Origin of the sequence: Wenyingzhuangia marina (assembly GCF_900130035.1) — a bacterium.
Classification (GTDB): domain Bacteria; phylum Bacteroidota; class Bacteroidia; order Flavobacteriales; family Flavobacteriaceae; genus Wenyingzhuangia; species Wenyingzhuangia marina.
In genome coordinates, this window is the sequence record NZ_FQXQ01000007.1 from 39,208 (window position 1) to 57,679 (window position 18,472).

An 18,472-nucleotide genomic window follows, 5' to 3' on the forward strand; every position below is an offset into this window, starting at 1 on the left:
CCGCTTTAGGTCTCATAGCTCAGCTGGTTAGAGCACCTGACTCATAATCAGGGGGTCCATGGTTCGAGCCCATGTGGGACCACTACTTAAAGCCAAAACCACTTCAGTCCGAAGTGGTTTTTTTGTTTAAGATTTTTTACTCATTGCTAGCTTTTTTTGTAAAAGTTTGAATTCTTCAGGAGTTAGATTTTTTTTAGCATCATCATACACTGATGTGTATAAGTAAGGGTCACTTTTAATTCTGTTTATAAATTCAAAGTAATTTAATTTAGGTGTTATATTATTCATAATAATAGCTTTAGATGTTTATATACTTCAAAGCTATAAATAGAGTGAACTTTAAGTTTTAAAAATTAGATGAATTAATTTTTATTGTAGATGAGTTGTTGCATTTAAGAAATAAAGATTAAATTTAGGAGTGAAAAATTCACTTATCGATTAAAATTAACCATTCGTCTACAGATATTTAGTGTTTTAACGATATGAAAAACTGCTACAGAGTAGATTGATTATTTTTAGTTGCATTTAAAGTTGTATATAATGAACACGTTCCTGAAAATATTACTAATAGAGGATGATGCTATTGAAGTAATGAAGTTTAATAGGGCTATTTCTTCTTTAAGCTTACCACATAAAATGGTAAATGCTGGTAATGGAGAAGAGGCGTTAAAAATTTTAGAACAAAAAGATAGGTTGCCCGATATTATTCTATTGGATTTAAATATGCCAAAAATAAATGGTATTGAATTTTTATCGATCTTAAAAAATGATTCTGATTTAAGATATATTCCTACGATTATTTTAAGTACTTCAAATAATCAAAAAGACTTATTAGAATGTTATAAGATTGGAGTAGCTGGTTATGTATTAAAACCTTTAAAATATGAAGAATATGTGTCTAAAATAGAAAAATTATTATCTTATTGGAGTATCAATCAGTTAATTACTATATAAATGAAAGGAATTGTCTTTACAGATTTTTTAGAATTGGTTGAAGAAAAATATGGTTTAGAAATGGTTGATGACATCATCAATCAATCTATGTTAAACTCAGGAGGGGCTTATACCTCCATAGGAACTTATGAGTTTTCTGAAATGCTTCAGTTAATTTCTAATTTAAGCCTTAATACTTCCGTTTCTGTAGATGATTTATTAATGATTTTTGCCGAACACTTTTTTAAGACATTAATCAAATCACATCCTAATTTAGTTCAACATTATAAAAGTCCCATGGACTTATTAGCCTCTATAGAAAATCATATACATTTAGAAGTACAAAAAATATATCCAGATGCACAACTTCCTACTTTTGAATTGATTTTGCATGAGGAAAATAAAATGATCATGATTTATAAGTCAGACAAAGCTTTATATATTCTAGGGAAAGGCTTAATGGAGGAAACTTTTAAATTGTTTGGGGAACATGCTATTATAGAATTTGAAAAGTTAAAAGAAGATGGAACTGAAGTAAAATTCACCATTGTTAAAACATCATGAGTCAACATGAAGTTGAAATATTAAAACGAACTTTAGCAAGAGAGCGATCTGCTAGAAAACAAGCTGAAGAAATCCTAGAAAAAAAATCTGAGGAGCTTTATCATCTAAATCAAAAAAACAAAAAAGCCAAAGACAGGCTAGAAGCATTATTAAAAGTAAAAAACTCCGAATTAAAAGGGTTTTATGAAAACTTGGTAGATCCTTATATTATGATGGATTTATCAGGAAATGCTATCAAAATGAATGAGGCTGCAGAAAAACTAACTGCTTATCAATTGTCAGATGGTGTGTTAAATTTGATGAAATTAACTTTGCCAGAAGATATTGATTACATTTCTAATTCTTTTAAAACTTTATATGAGACTGGTAGAATTGTAGATTTTGAAATAAAAATAAAAACCAAGACATCAAAAATTAAATTGGTACAAATAAATGCTAGTATAATATATGATGAACATAATAAGCCTATTGCAGCACAAGGAATTTTAAGAGATATTACCTTAAATAAGTTATATGAAAGAAAGCTAGAGGCAGAAAAGCAAAAATACAGTAGTATTATTGCGAATATGAATCTTGGTTTATTAGAAGTTGATAATGATGATAAGGTGCTGTTTGTCAACCAAAGCTTTGAAGAAATGTCAGGTTTTTCAAGTAAAGAATTACTAGGTAAAGTAGCTTCAAGTATTTTTCTAAAGGATGAATCCAAAGAAAAGTTAGCTATTGAGCACGAAAAAAGAAAGAAAGGTAGTTCTAATTCTTACGAATTGCAGGTGTTTACCAAAACAGGTGAGCCTAGGTTTTGGTTAATTAGTGGAGCACCAAATTACAATCTTAAAGGAGAAATTACAGGATCTATAGGGGTTCATTTAGATATAACAAACCTTAAAAAATTAGAAAAACAAAAAGAAGAACTTTTAGAGGAATTAGCAAAGAGTAATGAAAGTTTAGAGGAATATGCCCATGTAGTTTCTCACGATTTAAAATCACCTTTAAGAAGTATTAATGCTTTAGTTAGTTGGATTAAAGAAGATAATTTAGAAAATTTAGATGAACTAAGTATTCAGAACATTGTAATGATTGAAAAAACATTGGAAAAAATGGAACTTTTAATCTCTGATGTTTTAGAGTATTCTCGTGTTGGAGCAGATTTACATCTAGATCAAAAAATCAATATAAATCATTTACTTAAAGACCTGTTAGAGGTGATATATGTACCAGCAAACATTCATGTTTCTGTAGAAAATAACCTTCCAATTGTACTAGGGGATAAAGTGAAATTAGAACAACTTTTTCAAAATTTATTAAGCAATGCTATTAAGTTTTGTGATAAGGAAAAAGGGGAAATAAAAGTAAGTTGTGTAGATGTTGGTACTCATTTCCAGTTTGCAATTTCCGATAATGGTATGGGGATAGAAAAGCAATATTTTGAGAAAATTTTTAAAATATTTCATTCCCTCAACGAAAGAAAAGACTCTTCGGGTATTGGGCTTTCCATCGTTAAAAAAATAGTAGAACTTCATCATGGAAACATCTGGTTAGAAAGTAAAGTAGGAGAGGGAACAATATTTTATTTTACCATAAAAAAAGAAAATAGCTATGAAAAGAATGCAATTAACAAGAAATGAAAAAGGGGAATGGGATTTTATTGGTGAAAAAAAAGATCTTAATAAACCACTGATTTTGGTGTTTGGAAATAGATTGGTGTTAGAGTCTATTCCTGTATACCAAGAATTAAAAGATATTTTTGAGAATGCTCATATTGTTATTGGTTCAAGTTGTGGAAATGTAACTTCGCAATATGTAGAGGATAGTAGTGTAACGGCTACGGCTATTGATTTTGAAAACAGTGAATTTATCATTAAAACCAGTAATGTTTTAAATACAGATTTAGATAGTTTTAAAACAGGAAAAGAATTAATTGAACAATTTCCTTTAGAAGGATTAAAATTTGTTTTTGTTGTTTCAGAAGGGAGTTTTATCAATGGAAGTAAATTAACTGAGGGAATGAAAAGTGTTGTTCCTCAGGATGTATTAATTACAGGAGGTTTGTGTGGAGATTCTGAAAGATTTGAAAGGACCATTGCTTCGTATAATGAAGAACCTAAAGAAGGTGAAATTATTGCCATTGGATTGTATGGAGAAAGTTTAGAAATTTCTTTTTCTATTTTTGGAGGCTGGACTCCTTTTGGACCAGAAAGAATTGTGACTAAGTCTGATGGGAATGTATTGTTTGAGCTAGATAACAAACCTGCTTTGGATTTATACAAACAATATTTAGGAGACAAATCAAAAGAGTTGCCAAGTGCTGCTTTGTTATATCCTCTAAATGTACAAATTGAAGGAGAAGAACAGTCTATTGTAAGATCTATCTTAAACATAGATAATGATAAAAATGCTATGATTTTGGCAGGAGATATTCCTGTAGGTTCTAAGGTTCAATTGATGATGACAAATATTGATAATATAGCCAATGCCTCAGAAATGGCAGTAAAAAGAGCTAATAAAAACAGAATAAAAGATTCAGAATTGGTTTTGTTTGTAAGTTGTATTGGTCGTAAATTGGTCTTAGATCAAAGAGTAGAGAAAGAAGTAGAAGAAGTGGTAGATGTTATTGGTAATGTTCCAACCGTTTGCGGTTTTTATTCCTACGGAGAAATAGCTCCTTTTAATGGGGAAAATACATGTAGATTGCATAATCAAACTATTACAGTTACATTAATTAGCGAATAATGAATTCATTGCTGAAAAGACAAATCAGAAAATATTTGTCAGAAGAACTAACAAATCATCCAGATATTAATGTATTTTTAGATGTAATAGATAGATCTTATGATAATTATGATGAGCAATTTATAATGCTACAACGTGCTATGAAAATTAGTTCTGATGAGTTGTTTGAAGCAAATGGATTATTAAAAAAAGATACAGACAGACAACAACAAATTATTGCTCAGCTTAAAAATGTGGTAGATACTTTAAGAGGAAGTGAAAATATAGAAGAGGTTGTAGCGCATGAAGTTGAAAAAGAGAGTAAAAAGTTTATGGATTTGATGAGTTTAAAAACCCAAGAAATTGTGGAAATAAACAAACAAAGAGAAAAACTTTTAAAAGAACTTGAGCATCAAAATAAAGAGTTAAGTGAGTATGCTCATATGGTTTCTCACGATTTAAAATCACCCCTAAGAAGTATTGATGCATTAACTGCATGGTTAAAAGAAGATTATGGGTCGGTAATGGATGAGCAGGGAAAGCACACCATTGAATTAATTAGAGCAAATGTAGAAAAAATGGATGCTTTAGTTACAGGTATTTTGGAGTACTCAACTTTAGGCAAAAAAGAAGAAACTATTTATCCTGTAGATTTAAATTTATTATTAAAAGAAATTATAGAATACATAGAGATTCCAGATCATATTGAAGTAAGAGTAAAAGGAGAATTACCTGTTGTGAATGGTGACAAGCATAGGTTACAACAACTTTTTCAAAATTTAATAGTCAATGCTATTTCTTATAATGATAAAGAAAAAGGATGGGTAGAAATAGGTTATCAACCCAAAGATGATATGTTACAATTTTATGTAAAAGATAATGGTAAAGGGATTGATAAGAATTATTTTGAAAAAGTATTTAAAGCTTTTTTTAAGTTAGAAAACAGTCAAAAATCAATAGGTATTGGATTGTCAATAGTAAAAAAAATTGTAGAAATTTATAAAGGAAAAATCTGGGTAGACTCAGAGGTGTCAAAAGGTACTACCTTTAATTTTCTAATTAAAAATAAATAGATGGAAAAGCCCAATATTGACTACATTAAAGAACTTGCTGGAGGAGATAAAGATTTTGAAAAAAAACTCATAGCAATTATGATTGATGAGTTTCCTACTGAGAAAGAAAAGTACTATAATAGCTTAGAATTAGAAGATGATAAGTTTATTATAGAAATAGTTCATAAACTTAAGCATAAAATTAGTATTTTGGGTCTGAAAAAGAGTTATGAAATTGCGGTGGAGTATGAAAATAATCTAAGAGCGGGAAATTCAGATTTGGAAAAAGAATTTAAAGAAACCTTATCTGTTATGACTCAGTTTTTAGCCTCGCTATAAATTGTGAATATGAATTGTATTATTGTTGATGATGAAGCTACTTCAAGATTGGTAATTAACCAACTTTGTAGTCAAGTAGGAGGATTAGAAATAGATGGAGAGTTTTCTAATGCCATTCAAGCTATAAAACACTTAAATCAAAACGAAGTAGATTTGATTTTTCTGGACATACATATGCCAGATTTTACAGGTTTTGATTTTATCCAAACATTAAAAAATCCACCTAAAATTGTATTAATTACATCCGATACTCAATTTGCTATTGATGCATTTGAGTATGATTGTATTGTAGATTATATGGTAAAGCCTATTGCTTTGCCTCGTTTTTTAAAGGCAGTTAAAAAGGTTGAAAGTGCTATTTTGTCAAATGAACCTGTTCAAGAGAGTACCTCTACCAAGAGTACAAAAAAGGAATCGGTAGCATCTGGAAAAGATTTATATGTGAATATTGATAGAAGATTAGTTAAAATTAATATTCCTGATATATATTTAATTGAAGCCAAAGGAGATTATATTCAAATAAAAACAGAAGCTAAAAATTATGTAGTTCATTCTACATTAAAGAAAATAGAAGATAAACTTCCTGATGATTTGTTTTTAAAGGTACACAGGTCTTACGTTATTAATATTAAAATGATTATTGATATTGAAGACAATAGTGTGTTGATTAAAAAAGATGTAGTACCTGTTAGTAGGTCTAATAGACCAGAGTTAATGAAACGATTAAATCTTTTATAAGGTTTTAAAGATTGGCTTTTTAAGAAAATGCCATGTAAATTTTACGCCAAATTCTGTAAAAGTAAATCCACTAGCGGCTGCCGAAGCAATGTTACTATGGTTGGCAAATCCTTCTAAATAACATTGGTCTGTAAACTTGTATCCTATATTACTTTGAATTCTATAAGTACTTTGCTTTGCTTGTTTTTCAATGTATTGATATCCAATAGCAGTCGTTAAGCCATAGTACCAATTTTTGCTTTTTGCAATTCCTCGGTCTTTAATCAAGTTCACAAAAACTTCTATAGCTTTAAATTCAGCGGGACTAAAATAAATAGTAGGTACTTGATTTTTAAAAGTCAAGTATTGAAAGTTGATTCCCGTTTTTAATGCTGGCTTTGGTAATAAATTATAATACAAAGAGGTGAATAATAAATTTCTAGTGTTGTCATCATTCTGAGTTGTATAATAATATTGTGTAAACCATCCTAAGTTAAAGTTGGTGCTTAAATTATAGTTTCCATAAAAGTTATTCTGAATAATTTCTCTGTTTAACAATTCGGCGTTAAAGTTTTGTAATTCTCTTTTGTAGCCAATATCTAAATGCTGTAATTTAAAAGGTTTGGTTTTAAAAAGGATGTCTGTATAAAACTGATCGTAACTACTTTTATTCCCATTAATTTTGTTAATTCCCACAGTTCCTAAGAAATTTATTTTAGGATGCAATTGATATCCCAATCCGGCTCCAATTAAATTAGAAGTACTGTTATTGTCTGTAACATCATTAATGGCTTTTTTGTATTGATATTGGGTAGACAAGGTAAGTTTAGTGCTCATTGGGAATACAACACGAGAAGTTGAGGTGTAAGCTTTACTATCTCCATTGTCAAAACTATATCTTGCATCGCTTTCAAAAACAGGAATGTAACTACTGTTTAAATTATTGATAAAATTCAACGCATCTTTTTGATTTGGAAAATGTACCAACGTTTCTCTAGCAGCCAAATAAGCATTGTTAATTTGTCCGTTGGCTTTTAATGCATTTGCTTTTCCTAAGTTTCCATCAAAAGAAGTTTCATCATTACTTAAAATAGCATTATAAGTGTTTAGACTTTTGTTAAAATCACCTGTATAAGTGTAAAGAGTTGCTTTTAATCCTAAAATCCAGTTTTCTTTTTCTTTCCCTTTTGCAATTTCATCAATATATTTTTTTGCTTTTTTATATTTTCTATTCCAAATTAAAGCTTGTGCATATCGCTCTTGAGTACTTTTAATATCTTTTTTGGGAGTTGTTTCATCAATTTCAGAAAGTGTTTTGGTGCTAATCTCAAGTGCTTTTTTGTCTTTTTCTTGCAGATGAGCATTTAATGCCAATCCATTCTTGGCATGAAAATACAAAGTTGAATCTTGTTGCATTTCTACAAACAATGCTTCTGCTTCTTGATGTTTTTTTGCAATAATATAAGTGTTGGCTAAATTTAAATAGATATCTCTGTCTTTAGGAAACAATTCCATATCCGTTTTTAAAGTAGCAATGGCTTCTTTGTATTGTTGCTTTTGTTGTTGTTGATTGGCCAATCCTAAATAAATATACTTTTTAGAAACCATTGCATTTGGGTTGTTCGGTAATACTTCTAAAGCCTTGTTTACATACTCTAAAGCTTTGGTATATTCCTTTAAATTAGATAAGGTGTTGGCGTAACCCAACAAGGCGGCAAAACTTTTAGGATTGGTATTTGTTAGTTGTACGTAATATTCTTTTGCTTGATTAAATTTTTTACTCCATAGTAAAGACTCTGCATAGTTTAGTTGAATTTCAAAATCACCAGGATAAGTAGTTAGTAATTCCGTAAAAATAGTAACGGCCTGTTCGGGTTTTCCATTTAGTCCAACCGCTCTACCATAACAAAGTTTGGCTGTTTTGTTTTTGGGGTATTCTTTTAGAATGTTTTCAAAAAATATTTCAGCTTTTTTGTAATTACCTGTTTCTAGGTAAGTAAAACCAGTTTGCATTTGTTGTGCAAAAGCAATATTTGTGGTAAAAAATAATAGGAAAATAACAAAAGATAAATTCTTCATCGATAGCGTTTTATTGATGATTACAAGTTAAGGATAATACCTTGTTTATTCACCGTTAGCAAGATGCAATTGAACGAAATATAAAAGGTTTTGAAGGAGGTTTGGGTGAAATTTGTGTCAGATTTAATGAGTAATCTATTAATTTTTAACCAAAAACACCAAAGCTATGTTGTCTATTTCTATCACTAAAAAACCAATTCTTTCTCAGGAACAATTGTTTATGTTAAGCGTTTTAACGGTTAACGGAGGAAATTATTTGTATAACCTTTTATTAGGTAGAATTTTAGGGCCAGAACAATTTTCTGATGCAGCTATTTTAATTACTATGTTATTAGTATTGTCGTTTGTTGCCATGACTTTTCAATTAGCGGCAGCAAAGTTTACAGTTACTTTATCTGAAACTATTTTTGGAGCTTTTGTAAAAAAGATTTATAAAAACGCAGTGATGGTTGGAATCTTTTTTGGGGCTATGGTAGTAGTTTTTGCAAAAGATTTACAAGGAATTTTTCATACTTCGTCTTCTATGATGTTTACCATTTTTGGAATTGGAGTGCCGTTGTATTTTTTAATGAGTGTAAACAGAGGTTTTTTTCAAGGTAAAAAACAATTTAAATTGTTATCTATTACTTATCAAGCAGAAATGTTTACCAGATTAGGACTTACTTTAATTTTAGTATTGTTATTTCATTCTCAATCATCGGTAGTAATTGCTGTAGGAGTTTTGGTGTCTCTTGTGGTTGGGTTGTTTCCATTAAATTTTGATAAAAAACAATTAACTAGTAAAGTAGTCTTTCCTAAAAAAGAATTAGCACAAGTAAAAAAGTTTTTTGTGATTACTGCTTTTTATGAATTGTCTCAAATCATCATTAATAACAGTGATATCTTATTGGTAAAGCATTATTTTGAAGCTTATGATGCTGGGTTATATGCTTCTTTAGCTTTAATAGGTCGTATTGTATATTTTGTTGCGTGGATGTTTGTGATGTTGTTGTTACCAACGGTAGTTCAACTTAAAAAAGAAGGAAAAGATACTACCAAGGTATTGATGAAATATGTTTCTTATATTGCCATTATTGCCACAACTATTGTGTTGGCTTGTGCCATGTTTCCAACGTTAATTGTACAAATGTTATTTGGGAACGATTATGTAGAGATAGCTCCACTATTATGGAAGTATGCTTTTGCTACTGGAATCTTTGCTGTGGCCAATATTTTTGCATACTACTTTTTGTCTTTAGATAAATATATCCCTGTATTAGTATCTGCAATTTTTGGAGCATTGCAAGTTTTACTAGTCGTTTTTTATCACGCTTCATTAGATCAAGTAGTTCATGTACAAATGTTGGCGATGACTTTTTTGCTATTCACCCAAGTTATTTTCTTTTTCATCGATGCTAAGAAAGTATCGACGAATGGTAAAAAATAAAATGCTCTTCAATTCATCTAAAGAAACGAGCTAACTACCTAAAATGATAGTGTTTACCTTTGGTTATGTTGCAATTTTACATCATAATTAAAACACAAAGCATTATGAAATTAGCAATTGTAACATCGTATCCACCAAGCAAAGTAACTTTAAATGAGTATGCATATCACTTGGTAAAAAACTTTAGACAAAAACAAGAAATCTCAGAAATCATCTTATTAACAGATGAAACTCCAGAAGCTAAAGATTTAAATTTTGAAGAGCAAGGATGTAAAATCACTGTAAAAGAATGTTGGAAATTTAATAGTTATGCAAACATTGTAAATGTAACCAATGCTATTAGCGAAGTACAACCAGATGCAGTATTGTTCAACTTACAATTCATGAAGTTTGGAGATAAAAAAGTAGCGGCTGCTCTTGGATTGATGTTGCCTTTAATTTGTAGAATTAAAAGAATTCCAACCATCGCTTTACTTCACAATATTTTAGAAGAAGTAGATTTAGGAACTGCAGGTTTTACTTCAAATAAAATGATGCAAAAAATATATGGTTTTATCGGAACTAGCTTAACAAAATTGATTTTACAAGCAGACACAGTTGCGGTAACCATGCAAAAATATGTTGACATTTTAGAATCTAAATACAACGCAAAAAATATAGTTTTAATTCCACATGGAACTTTTGAAGTATCAGAAAGACCAAGTTTTAAAACTGCTGAAGGACCTTTAAAAGTAATGACTTTTGGAAAGTTTGGAACTTACAAAAAAGTAGAGTCTATGATTGAGGCTGTAGAAAAAGTAAGAACCAAAACAGGGTTAGATTTGGAAGTGGTAATTGCGGGAACAGATAATCCTAATGTACCTGGTTATTTAGCAGGAGTTCAAGAACAATACAAACATGTTTCTGGAGTTCGTTTTACAGGATATGTTGAAGAGGAAGAAGTAGCTCCTTTATTCCAAGAGAGTGCGGTAGTTGTATTTCCTTACACAGCTACAACGGGAAGTTCTGGTGTTTTACATCAAGCAGGAAGTTACGGTAAAGCAGTTGTAATGCCAGACTTAGGAGATTTGGCTTTATTAGTACAAGATGAAGGATATAAAGGAGAATTCTTTAACCCAACTTGTGTTGATAGTTTGGCAACCGCTATAGAAAATATTGTGGTAAATGAAGCTTATAGAACTTCTTTAGGAAAAGCAAACTACAGAGCAGCAACAGCATTTCCAATGAGTACTATTGCAGATATGTATATCAATAATTTTGAATCTATTTTCTTAAGAAAAGCTCCACAAACAGCTACAAATTCTGTTACGGCTTAGAGATATACTGGAAAGATGCTTTTCTTTCTCCAGTCTGATTAATAAAACCAAAATGCTTTTGATTATATTTTCTCCAAGGAAGTTGTCCAACAACTTCTTTGGGGATTTTTTTGAAATCATACAAAGTCCAAGAAATAAAAGGAATCTTATTTTTAGAAGCTATTTTTTGAAATTGCTGATGATATTCAGCTTGATCTTCTTCTGAATTCCCAAAAGGATTCCAAAGTCCTCTATAAGAGGATATTCCATATTCCCCTAAAACAATTTTTTTATCAGGAATATTTTTTTCTAATTGTTGATAAGCTTTTTCTAATTGTTGTAAATCTTCATAGTAATGAAAGCTTACAAAATCTAACATGTCTTTTAAATAAGTAGCGCTTTTGGTGTTAGACCAACCAATGGTTACAGGGTGAATTCTATCGATAGATTTTACATGGTAAATCATTTGTTTTAACCAAGCCAATACGTTTTCTTTTCCTCTAGATTCAAAATCTAAATTTGGTTCATTTTTAAGATCCCAAGCTAGTAAAGCAGGATGTTCTTTGCAATGATTGATGATTTTAGTAGCGTGTTTGTTGTTTAAAGTCCAATCTAATACTTGGTAATCTCCATAAAAATCAAACAGAGTAATGATGACTTTTAAATTGTTTTTTACAGCCAAATTTAAAACAGTACTTAGTTTTTCTAGTTTTTCTGCTTTTACTTCAGACTTTCCAAAATCTTCATAGGGAATAAAAACTCGAATCGTATTTAATCCAGCATTTTGAATGATGTTAAAGTCTTGATTGATGATCTTTTCATTAAAATCCTCTCCAAACATATCCCATGGAGTGTCTTGTGGATAATAATTAATTCCTTTAATATTTTGATTTAGTTGAGTTAAGTGAACTTGATTATTGCTAATTTTAGTAGGTTCAATTCTTAAAATTTGTCTAATTCTCCAAAAACCATCTTCTAGTAATAAAAGAATTTGATAAGTATTAACCTCTGTAGTTTCCAACTGCAGTATATTGTTTTTATATATGCGTTTGTATTCTTTTACCTCTTTATCAGTAAGTACAACTAGTTGACCGTCTTCACTAAAAAAATCAACAGAAGGATGATGATTGGTACTTGTTCCTTGAATTGAAATTTTATTTTTAGTATTCGTGTTAATTGAGTTTTTAATAGTTGCTAAAGCACTTTTGGTATAGTAATCTTTGAGTCCTTTATCAGTGTTTTTTTCAAAAGCCACTTGTTTTACATACCAAGCGTTTAGGTAATCTTTTTCAAGATTTTGTAATGTGGTGTTGCTCATTTCTCGTCCTTCGGTATTACTGATGTCCCAAATAATTTCTGGTTGATAATGAACAGTTTCGTGAATTTTATTATGCAACATTAAGTTTCTATCAGCTCCAGTATTTAGATAAGTAAATACTGCACTGAGTCCAAAAACCACCAACAGTGTAACGCTTATGTAAACAACAAACAGCGATATTTTTAATATGTTTTTATGGATGCTTAAAGTCATTAGATTTTAATTTCTAGTTGTTTGCTAATTTGTGCTGCCTTTATCTTGATTTTATAGGTTTTATCTTTTTTAAGAAATGCATGTAAATCAAAAACAGCACAACCATTTTCGGTTTGCAAATGTATGTTCTGAATTATTTTTCCATTTTCATATAATTCCAACTCAACCATTAATCCATCTGGTAAGGTTTGTTTCATAAAACTTTTAAAAGGTCCAACAACTAAATGTTTTGTGTTTTTATCAAAATGAATATTAAAGTCTTTTACAGCATTTTTATAGGTTAAGGTAATGGAATTACTATTAGAAAAACCATCTACAAAAGCCATTACATTCCACGTGTCTGCATGGTCTGGGTGTACCATTTGAGCAGTAGCGACACCATTGATAGTTGTTCCAAAAGTTTGTAAAAACATTCCTTTATCATTTAAGATTCTAAAAGTTACAGAAGTTCCATCAGCAACCATATTATCATATCTATCTTTAATCATAGAGGTAGAGAATTTTGTGATTTGATTTCCATCTCCATAATCGTGAACCCTATCATAATAAATATTAAAATTTGTAGGACTCGCAGGAACAATTTCAAGTGTATATTCTTTAGATGTTTCGCTTAAACATTCCGAGCTAATAAAGGTTCTTCCTGCCTTTTTGTTGCTGTAAATAATTTTATGAGCAATCATTCCGTTAAAAGGAATAGTTGTTTCTTCTAAATTATCTAAGTGTTTTTTATGAACGATAACAGGTGTGTTTTTTGCTACAGGATTGTTAAAATTGTCCAAAGGAATTACCACTAGCATGGCGTAATCTATTTCTCCAACTTCAATACTTGGAGGACCTAAGTAGGTTTCAATATTGTTTACTTTTTGCGTAGGATGGATGTAGAACTTGCCTTTTATGTTTTGAAAAGCTCCTGTAAGTTGCCAATGTACATAACCTGTTTTTTGACTGATAAAATTAGGAATGATATAATTTATTTTGTTGTTTTTAAGTTGAGGACTTACAATAATATTTCCGTAGCTAGCACTACAATACAGGTCGGGAATACTATCGGTAGTTTTGCTAAATTCCAAACAGATTTCATCTCCAGCAGTAAATGCTGTTTTTGCAGTTAACAATTGCATTTTATTCTGCTGAGCATTTGCACAGAGAAATATAAAAAAGATGATATGTGAAATTAACTTTTTCATTTAATAAGGAACTCCAGTATAATTGTTGATTTCTATTTTAACATATGAAAAATAAAGATGATTTATTTTGATTAAAGGATGGTGAATATCTCCGTTGCGTTGTGAAGCTATTTTGCCTGCAATTGATTTATTTGGCAGTCCATTTACAAAGCAATTTTCCATGCCACTACTAATAATTTCAGATTGATTTTGTGGGATTTTATATTCAAAATAATGTTTTCGTTGTTGCCTAATTCCTTCAATTACATAAGTATGGTCTACATAAATAGGTTCTTTGTCTTTGTTGTAGAAAGTGAAAATTAATTCTGGAATAGTTGCCTGAGCAGTTCCGCTATTAAAGAGTAAACCACTGATTTTTGTGGAATCAATGTCTAATTTAGAAATGGCTACTTTTTTGTATAAATCAGAACCAGAAACGTTTCCTGCTATTTGTAAATCAAATTTTGTGGGAACATCACTTAAATTGATATCTGTAAATTCATCTGGATTAAAAGTTTTAGGTGATGTTTCGTTGAGGTTTAACCATGCAATTCCTTCAAAATCTATTTTGAATGATGTGATTTCTTTAGGAAGTAGTTTGTGTTTAACTTGATCTTTTGCGTTAAATGTAGCTAAAAGTTCATTGTTGTTATTGTATAATGTTCCTTTTAAAACAACATCTGCAGGAACATTGTCTATGTTTTGAATTTCTCCAATCACAGAATATTGCTCGTTACTTTTAATAAGTTTAGCTGTTAATATTTCTAATACAGGTTGTTTTAAAACATCTTCATGATAAGTTTGTTCGGTTGTAATTCTTCTTCTTCCTTGATTAAAGTAGGTAGGTTTGTTTTCTACAAATAACTGATCAGGTGGCAGGTCTTTGTTTATGACTTCTGGATTGATATACCAATTTCCGTTTTTCTTAACAAGAGTTTTAATACAACTATCGTTAACTTTTTCTAAGGCTGTAATCCAGGCAGTTTTTATATTGGCAACAGCGGTGCTATCTGTTCGTTCGGTAATATTAATATGTATACTGTCCATTTTTGCATAAGAACTTAATAAACCATCGGTCACCGAAATTTGTAGCATGTATTGCGCAATTGGTAAATCGCTATCAGGATTAATTAAGCTGTGTGCTTTTTCAAATCTTTTAAAATCCAAAGCATCATAATAAGTTAAAATGGCATTTTCAGGAGATCTTTGAGAATCGTTTTTAATGTAAAAAGAATAACAAGTGAATCCAACTATAATTAATAAGAAAAGAACCCATACATGTAGGAATAAGACTAATTTCCATGAGAATTTTTTATAGTGATAACTTTCTTTAATATAAGCGATGGTTGAATCTTTTTTAGTTTTAAAAGTTCGTGTAAGTAAAGTTCTAGAGTTAATTAAAAATGCAAGAATTACCGTAAGTAAAGGAACTGTTCCCCAGTGAATTTTTTGCCAAGTAGCAACATCTACTCTTGGTAGAATAACACTAATTGGCGGAACATTTAGTTTTTCCCAAACCATGATACCGTTTTCTAATTGACGTAATCTTTGCCATCCGCAGAAATAGAGAATAGGATCATAAAACTTATCATTAGAAAAAATATACTTTAAATTGTATTTTTCAGGAACGGTTAAAAATTGTTGTAATGATCCAATTCCTTCAATTCCTTTAAATTTTGAGTTTTCCAATCTTTCAATAGCTCTGGTGGTTAATTCAGGCAATCTTCTGGCGGAATGATAATTTCCATCAACTGTTAAGGCTTTTGTATTCGCTGATAACCATGCCATTTGATCTCCAAATCCTAAGGTTAAATATCTCCATTGGTCATGTTGGTCTTGATTTAAGAAATTTACAATAGGTAAGATTTTTATTTTTTGAGGTTGAGAAGGTCTAAAATAGCCTAAGCTAATGGTAAAAACACTCATAAATAAAAAAGAAAAAGCTAAAAATCCTCCACTTAATCTATGGTAAACGGGGCTGAATCTTTTTTGTATGATTTGTTTTAAATCTCCTTCAGAAAATCTTAAAACAAATTCACCAACCATGGGAATAGACATAATAGCTGCCCAAAGTGTAAATCTATCTAAGGTTAAAATATTAAAAGCATTGGCTCCTAAAATCATTTTAGGTAAAGGTGTAGTTCCTCCAGTTCCTAGCAAGGTTAACATGGATAATGAAATCCCGAAGAAAATATATCGTTTGTGGTAGTATCTATAAAAGATATACGGCAATAAAAATAAAACCACTCCCCAAGGAATTAAAAAGAAAACCAAACCAGAGGAAGTAATCTCTATAAAATTATCTCTAGATCCGTGTGGAATAGGAACCTGAGTAATAGGATTGTTTTTGGAGTTGATCCAATAAGGTAGCAAACAGGTTACAATAATGGTTAGGGCGAGTCCAATAAATAAAAAGATTCTCTTTAGTGATTTTTTAAAGCTTAATAAAAAAACACGAATACTTACTTTTTTTAGACTACCAGCTTGTTGCGTAGCCGTATCCATAATAACAGTTCCTATTAAAGGAGAGATAAAAAATACCATTCCGAATATAGGTGTTACATGGTGTGAGGTAACTGTTACGGATATTAAAGAAAGTGAGGTGAAAAGATGTTTTAACTTTCCTTCTCTAATCCATAAATAAATTTCAGGCATGGCATGTAAAAGCACAGAAACACCTACAATGCTGGGTAGCTGTCCAAATAAATGTAAAGTTTCTATAAAAGTAGAAGATAAAGTTGCTAAAATAGCTGCATATCCTGCTGCACTTCTGTTAGAGGTAATGAGTAAAGAAAATCTATAGGTTCCAGTAATGAATAAAACGACAGCGATTAGAGCAGTAGTGAACAAACCAAATTTTAGTCCTCCAATAAAAGACAATAAAGCAATAGTTTGATGAACCAAAGGTGGGTAACTCATTACGGTAAAACCAGTATACCATTTAAAACTCCACGGTTCAAACCAACTATTGGCATAATGATCTGCAAAAAATAAATGAATTAAAGCATCATAAGTAGTTTCTAAAGTAAAAAACATAGCAGTACCATGAAAAACAAGTCCTATTAATAAAGCTGTAATCAGGTATTTGTTGGTGCTTTGTTTCATTTATAAATCAGTGCTATAAGTTTTTATCATAAATATAGGGTAAAGTTTTGTGAAGTTAAACGGTTGTAGACGGATGTTTTTTTTCATTCACCGACAGTAAAGAGTAGTTAAACTAATTCTTTAAAAATAAGCTTCTGTCTGTAAGTACTTTTGGTATATAATTAAAAAACAAACTATTATGAAAACTGGAATTATCATCCCTTGTTATAATGAAGCAAATAGATTAGATGTAAATGAATTTATCCGTTTTGCTAAAGAAAATAAAAACTATCACTTATGTTTTGTAAATGATGGAAGTAAAGATCACACATTAGAAGTTTTGGAGGATCTTCAAGAGCAATCATCAGATAATATAACGGTGATTGATGTAAAAATTAATGCTGGAAAAGCTGCAGCTGTAAGAACTGGTGTAAAGTATTTAAACAGAATAGAAGAAATTGCTTATATCGGTTTTATGGATGCTGATTTGTCAACTGATTTTAACGATTTTGAAAAATTAGTAAGAACATTAAAGTTTAGAGAGGAGTTGACTTTTGTTTACGGATCTAGAGGTAAAGGAGAAGGGCAAATTGAAAGAAGTTTTTTTAGAAGCCTTTTTTCTAAAATGGTAAAAATGATAGTACTAATGATTCTTGGTTTACCAATTGAAGATACACAGTGTGGAGCTAAAGTCTTTAAAAAAGAAATTATAGGAGTTGCTTATGGGGATAAATTTTTAACTCGCTGGTTATTTGACGTGGAGATTTTTATCAGATTAAAAAAGTATTATGGAAAACAAACAATCATGAATAAAATTTATGAACAACCATTAACAAAATGGGTTCATGTAGATGATTCTAAATTGGGAGTAAAAGATGCTGTTCAAATTCCTTATATGTTACTTTCTATATGGTTTTCATATAGCTTAGGTAATGTTGTAAGTAATTAATAAAATGCTTTAGAGCTTAGATGTTCATCGTTGTTGTGAATTAAAAGATGAGAGAATTTTAAAAATTCCATTTTACTTAGTCTTTTACTTTGATCCATTCACCGATAGTAAACGACCATTCACCTAATATTAAGTCTTAGGCAGGTTATATAAGATTATCTTTAACTTATAATTAGAGAGGTTAATATTAGCTTGTTTTTAATACAAATCTTTATCATAAGTAGAAAAATGAATCTTTGATGTTTTATGTGAGTTATATACATATAAAGAATTATAGATGAAGAAGATAATGTTTAATAATTAACTAATGTTAAATAAGTTAGATGAATCAAAATATTAACATAAATCAGTTTGTTAAGAAAGAATAATCAATTAGTTTTGTTCTCTGAATTAAAGAATTGATATATATCAATATTTTAATAGCAACCAATTATGAAGGCTAAAAGTTTTAAAATATTAATTTTACTAGCAGTTGGTGTAGTCTTTGTGGCTAATGCAGCTCCAGGTCCGCCACCGCCACCGCCAGGGTTACACCCTCCGGCTTTGCCTATTGATACGGGAGTAGTTGTGTTAGTGTTAGCAGCCGTAGGATTGGGAATAATTAAATTGAAAAAACAAACTATATAAT

The 18,472-nt window shown here is 30.2% G+C and carries 16 protein-coding genes and 1 tRNA gene; 12 read left to right on the forward strand and 5 right to left on the reverse strand.

Features of this window, described 5'->3' with window-relative positions; genetic code table 11:
- Nucleotides 1-8: 8 nt before the first annotated feature.
- A tRNA-Ile gene (locus BUB70_RS13230) sits at nucleotides 9-82 on the forward strand.
- Between the two features lie 44 nt (nucleotides 83-126).
- On the opposite strand, the gene BUB70_RS14120 is transcribed toward BUB70_RS13230, so the two are convergent.
- Nucleotides 127-288 carry a hypothetical protein gene (locus tag BUB70_RS14120; RefSeq protein ID WP_159431435.1) on the reverse strand — a complete coding sequence of 54 codons (162 nt, stop codon included), beginning with the start codon at nucleotides 286-288 and terminating at the stop codon, nucleotides 127-129.
- Nucleotides 289-540: 252 nt separating this feature from the next.
- Between BUB70_RS14120 and BUB70_RS13235 the strand changes: the two genes are divergently transcribed.
- From BUB70_RS13235 to BUB70_RS13265, 7 genes are read left to right on the forward strand one after another with little or no spacing between them, the layout of a single operon-like run.
- On the forward strand, nucleotides 541-954 hold the full coding sequence (locus BUB70_RS13235; RefSeq protein WP_073122394.1) for a response regulator: 414 nt from the start codon (nucleotides 541-543) through the stop codon (nucleotides 952-954).
- Nucleotides 955-1,497, forward strand: a complete 543-nt coding sequence (locus BUB70_RS13240) for a heme NO-binding domain-containing protein (protein WP_073122396.1) — start codon at nucleotides 955-957, stop codon at nucleotides 1,495-1,497.
- The gene (locus BUB70_RS13245) at nucleotides 1,494-3,122 is read left to right on the forward strand and encodes a PAS domain-containing sensor histidine kinase (protein ID WP_073122398.1); all 1,629 of its coding nucleotides are present in this window, start codon (nucleotides 1,494-1,496) and stop codon (nucleotides 3,120-3,122) included. The genes BUB70_RS13240 and BUB70_RS13245 overlap by 4 nt, the downstream gene beginning before the upstream one ends.
- A complete protein-coding gene (locus tag BUB70_RS13250; RefSeq protein ID WP_073122400.1) occupies nucleotides 3,094-4,227 on the forward strand; it encodes an FIST signal transduction protein in 1,134 nt (377 codons plus the stop codon). Before BUB70_RS13245 ends, BUB70_RS13250 begins: the two co-directional genes overlap by 29 nt.
- A complete protein-coding gene (locus BUB70_RS13255) occupies nucleotides 4,227-5,279 on the forward strand; it encodes a sensor histidine kinase (protein ID WP_073122402.1) in 1,053 nt (350 codons plus the stop codon). The genes BUB70_RS13250 and BUB70_RS13255 overlap by 1 nt, the downstream gene beginning before the upstream one ends.
- A complete protein-coding gene (locus BUB70_RS13260; RefSeq protein ID WP_073122405.1) occupies nucleotides 5,280-5,597 on the forward strand; it encodes an Hpt domain-containing protein in 318 nt (105 codons plus the stop codon).
- Between the two features lie 9 nt (nucleotides 5,598-5,606).
- A complete protein-coding gene (locus BUB70_RS13265) occupies nucleotides 5,607-6,335 on the forward strand; it encodes a LytR/AlgR family response regulator transcription factor (RefSeq protein ID WP_073122407.1) in 729 nt (242 codons plus the stop codon).
- On the opposite strand, the gene BUB70_RS13270 is transcribed toward BUB70_RS13265, so the two are convergent.
- Nucleotides 6,330-8,393 carry a tetratricopeptide repeat protein gene (locus tag BUB70_RS13270; RefSeq protein ID WP_073122409.1) on the reverse strand — a complete coding sequence of 688 codons (2,064 nt, stop codon included), beginning with the start codon at nucleotides 8,391-8,393 and terminating at the stop codon, nucleotides 6,330-6,332. The genes BUB70_RS13265 and BUB70_RS13270 overlap by 6 nt on opposite strands.
- Before the next feature lie 166 nt (nucleotides 8,394-8,559).
- Here BUB70_RS13270 and BUB70_RS13275 point away from each other — a divergent pair, with 166 nt between their 5' ends.
- Nucleotides 8,560-9,819, forward strand: coding sequence for an oligosaccharide flippase family protein (locus tag BUB70_RS13275; protein ID WP_073122411.1), 1,260 nt, complete (start codon nucleotides 8,560-8,562; stop codon nucleotides 9,817-9,819).
- 104 nt (nucleotides 9,820-9,923) lie between these two features.
- A complete protein-coding gene (locus BUB70_RS13280) occupies nucleotides 9,924-11,135 on the forward strand; it encodes a glycosyltransferase (protein ID WP_073122414.1) in 1,212 nt (403 codons plus the stop codon).
- Here the strand turns inward: BUB70_RS13280 and BUB70_RS13285 are convergent.
- Genes BUB70_RS13285 through BUB70_RS13295 form a run of 3 tightly spaced genes read right to left on the reverse strand, consistent with a single transcriptional unit; the run spans nucleotide 11,125 to nucleotide 16,916 of the window.
- The gene (locus BUB70_RS13285; RefSeq protein WP_073122416.1) at nucleotides 11,125-12,645 is read right to left on the reverse strand and encodes a glycoside hydrolase family 2 TIM barrel-domain containing protein; all 1,521 of its coding nucleotides are present in this window, start codon (nucleotides 12,643-12,645) and stop codon (nucleotides 11,125-11,127) included. The genes BUB70_RS13280 and BUB70_RS13285 overlap by 11 nt on opposite strands.
- Nucleotides 12,645-13,832: a hypothetical protein gene (locus BUB70_RS13290; RefSeq protein ID WP_073122418.1), complete on the reverse strand. Its 1,188-nt coding sequence runs from the start codon at nucleotides 13,830-13,832 to the stop codon at nucleotides 12,645-12,647. Before BUB70_RS13290 ends, BUB70_RS13285 begins: the two co-directional genes overlap by 1 nt.
- A complete protein-coding gene (locus BUB70_RS13295) occupies nucleotides 13,833-16,916 on the reverse strand; it encodes a hypothetical protein (protein ID WP_073122420.1) in 3,084 nt (1,027 codons plus the stop codon). It abuts the gene before it with no gap.
- 178 nt (nucleotides 16,917-17,094) lie between these two features.
- Between BUB70_RS13295 and BUB70_RS13300 the strand changes: the two genes are divergently transcribed.
- Both BUB70_RS13300 and BUB70_RS13305 read left to right on the forward strand, forming a co-directional pair.
- Nucleotides 17,095-17,844 carry a dolichyl-phosphate beta-glucosyltransferase gene (locus BUB70_RS13300; RefSeq protein WP_073122423.1) on the forward strand — a complete coding sequence of 250 codons (750 nt, stop codon included), beginning with the start codon at nucleotides 17,095-17,097 and terminating at the stop codon, nucleotides 17,842-17,844.
- Nucleotides 17,845-18,276: 432 nt separating this feature from the next.
- Complete coding sequence (locus tag BUB70_RS13305) at nucleotides 18,277-18,471, forward strand: PID-CTERM protein-sorting domain-containing protein (protein ID WP_073122425.1); 195 nt, start codon at nucleotides 18,277-18,279, stop codon at nucleotides 18,469-18,471.
- Nucleotide 18,472: the final 1 nt, after the last annotated feature.

Excerpts from the sequence above, each read along its gene's own strand:
- BUB70_RS13280 (WP_073122414.1), top strand. The coding sequence starts at position 9,924 with ATGAAATTAGCAATTGTAACATCGTATCCACCAAGCAAAGTAACTTTA.
- BUB70_RS13250 (WP_073122400.1), top strand. The coding sequence starts at position 3,094 with ATGAAAAGAATGCAATTAACAAGAAATGAAAAAGGGGAATGGGATTTT.
- BUB70_RS13245 (WP_073122398.1), top strand. The coding sequence starts at position 1,494 with ATGAGTCAACATGAAGTTGAAATATTAAAACGAACTTTAGCAAGAGAG.
- BUB70_RS13260 (WP_073122405.1), top strand. The coding sequence starts at position 5,280 with ATGGAAAAGCCCAATATTGACTACATTAAAGAACTTGCTGGAGGAGAT.
- BUB70_RS13265 (WP_073122407.1), top strand. The coding sequence starts at position 5,607 with ATGAATTGTATTATTGTTGATGATGAAGCTACTTCAAGATTGGTAATT.
- BUB70_RS13270 (WP_073122409.1), bottom strand. The coding sequence starts at position 8,393 with ATGAAGAATTTATCTTTTGTTATTTTCCTATTATTTTTTACCACAAAT.
- BUB70_RS13295 (WP_073122420.1), bottom strand. The coding sequence starts at position 16,916 with ATGAAACAAAGCACCAACAAATACCTGATTACAGCTTTATTAATAGGA.
- BUB70_RS13275 (WP_073122411.1), top strand. The coding sequence starts at position 8,560 with ATGTTGTCTATTTCTATCACTAAAAAACCAATTCTTTCTCAGGAACAA.
- BUB70_RS13290 (WP_073122418.1), bottom strand. The coding sequence starts at position 13,832 with ATGAAAAAGTTAATTTCACATATCATCTTTTTTATATTTCTCTGTGCA.
- BUB70_RS13240 (WP_073122396.1), top strand. The coding sequence starts at position 955 with ATGAAAGGAATTGTCTTTACAGATTTTTTAGAATTGGTTGAAGAAAAA.
- BUB70_RS13305 (WP_073122425.1), top strand. The coding sequence starts at position 18,277 with ATGAAGGCTAAAAGTTTTAAAATATTAATTTTACTAGCAGTTGGTGTA.
- BUB70_RS13235 (WP_073122394.1), top strand. The coding sequence starts at position 541 with ATGAACACGTTCCTGAAAATATTACTAATAGAGGATGATGCTATTGAA.
- BUB70_RS14120 (WP_159431435.1), bottom strand. The coding sequence starts at position 288 with ATGAATAATATAACACCTAAATTAAATTACTTTGAATTTATAAACAGA.
- BUB70_RS13255 (WP_073122402.1), top strand. The coding sequence starts at position 4,227 with ATGAATTCATTGCTGAAAAGACAAATCAGAAAATATTTGTCAGAAGAA.
- BUB70_RS13300 (WP_073122423.1), top strand. The coding sequence starts at position 17,095 with ATGAAAACTGGAATTATCATCCCTTGTTATAATGAAGCAAATAGATTA.
- BUB70_RS13285 (WP_073122416.1), bottom strand. The coding sequence starts at position 12,645 with ATGACTTTAAGCATCCATAAAAACATATTAAAAATATCGCTGTTTGTT.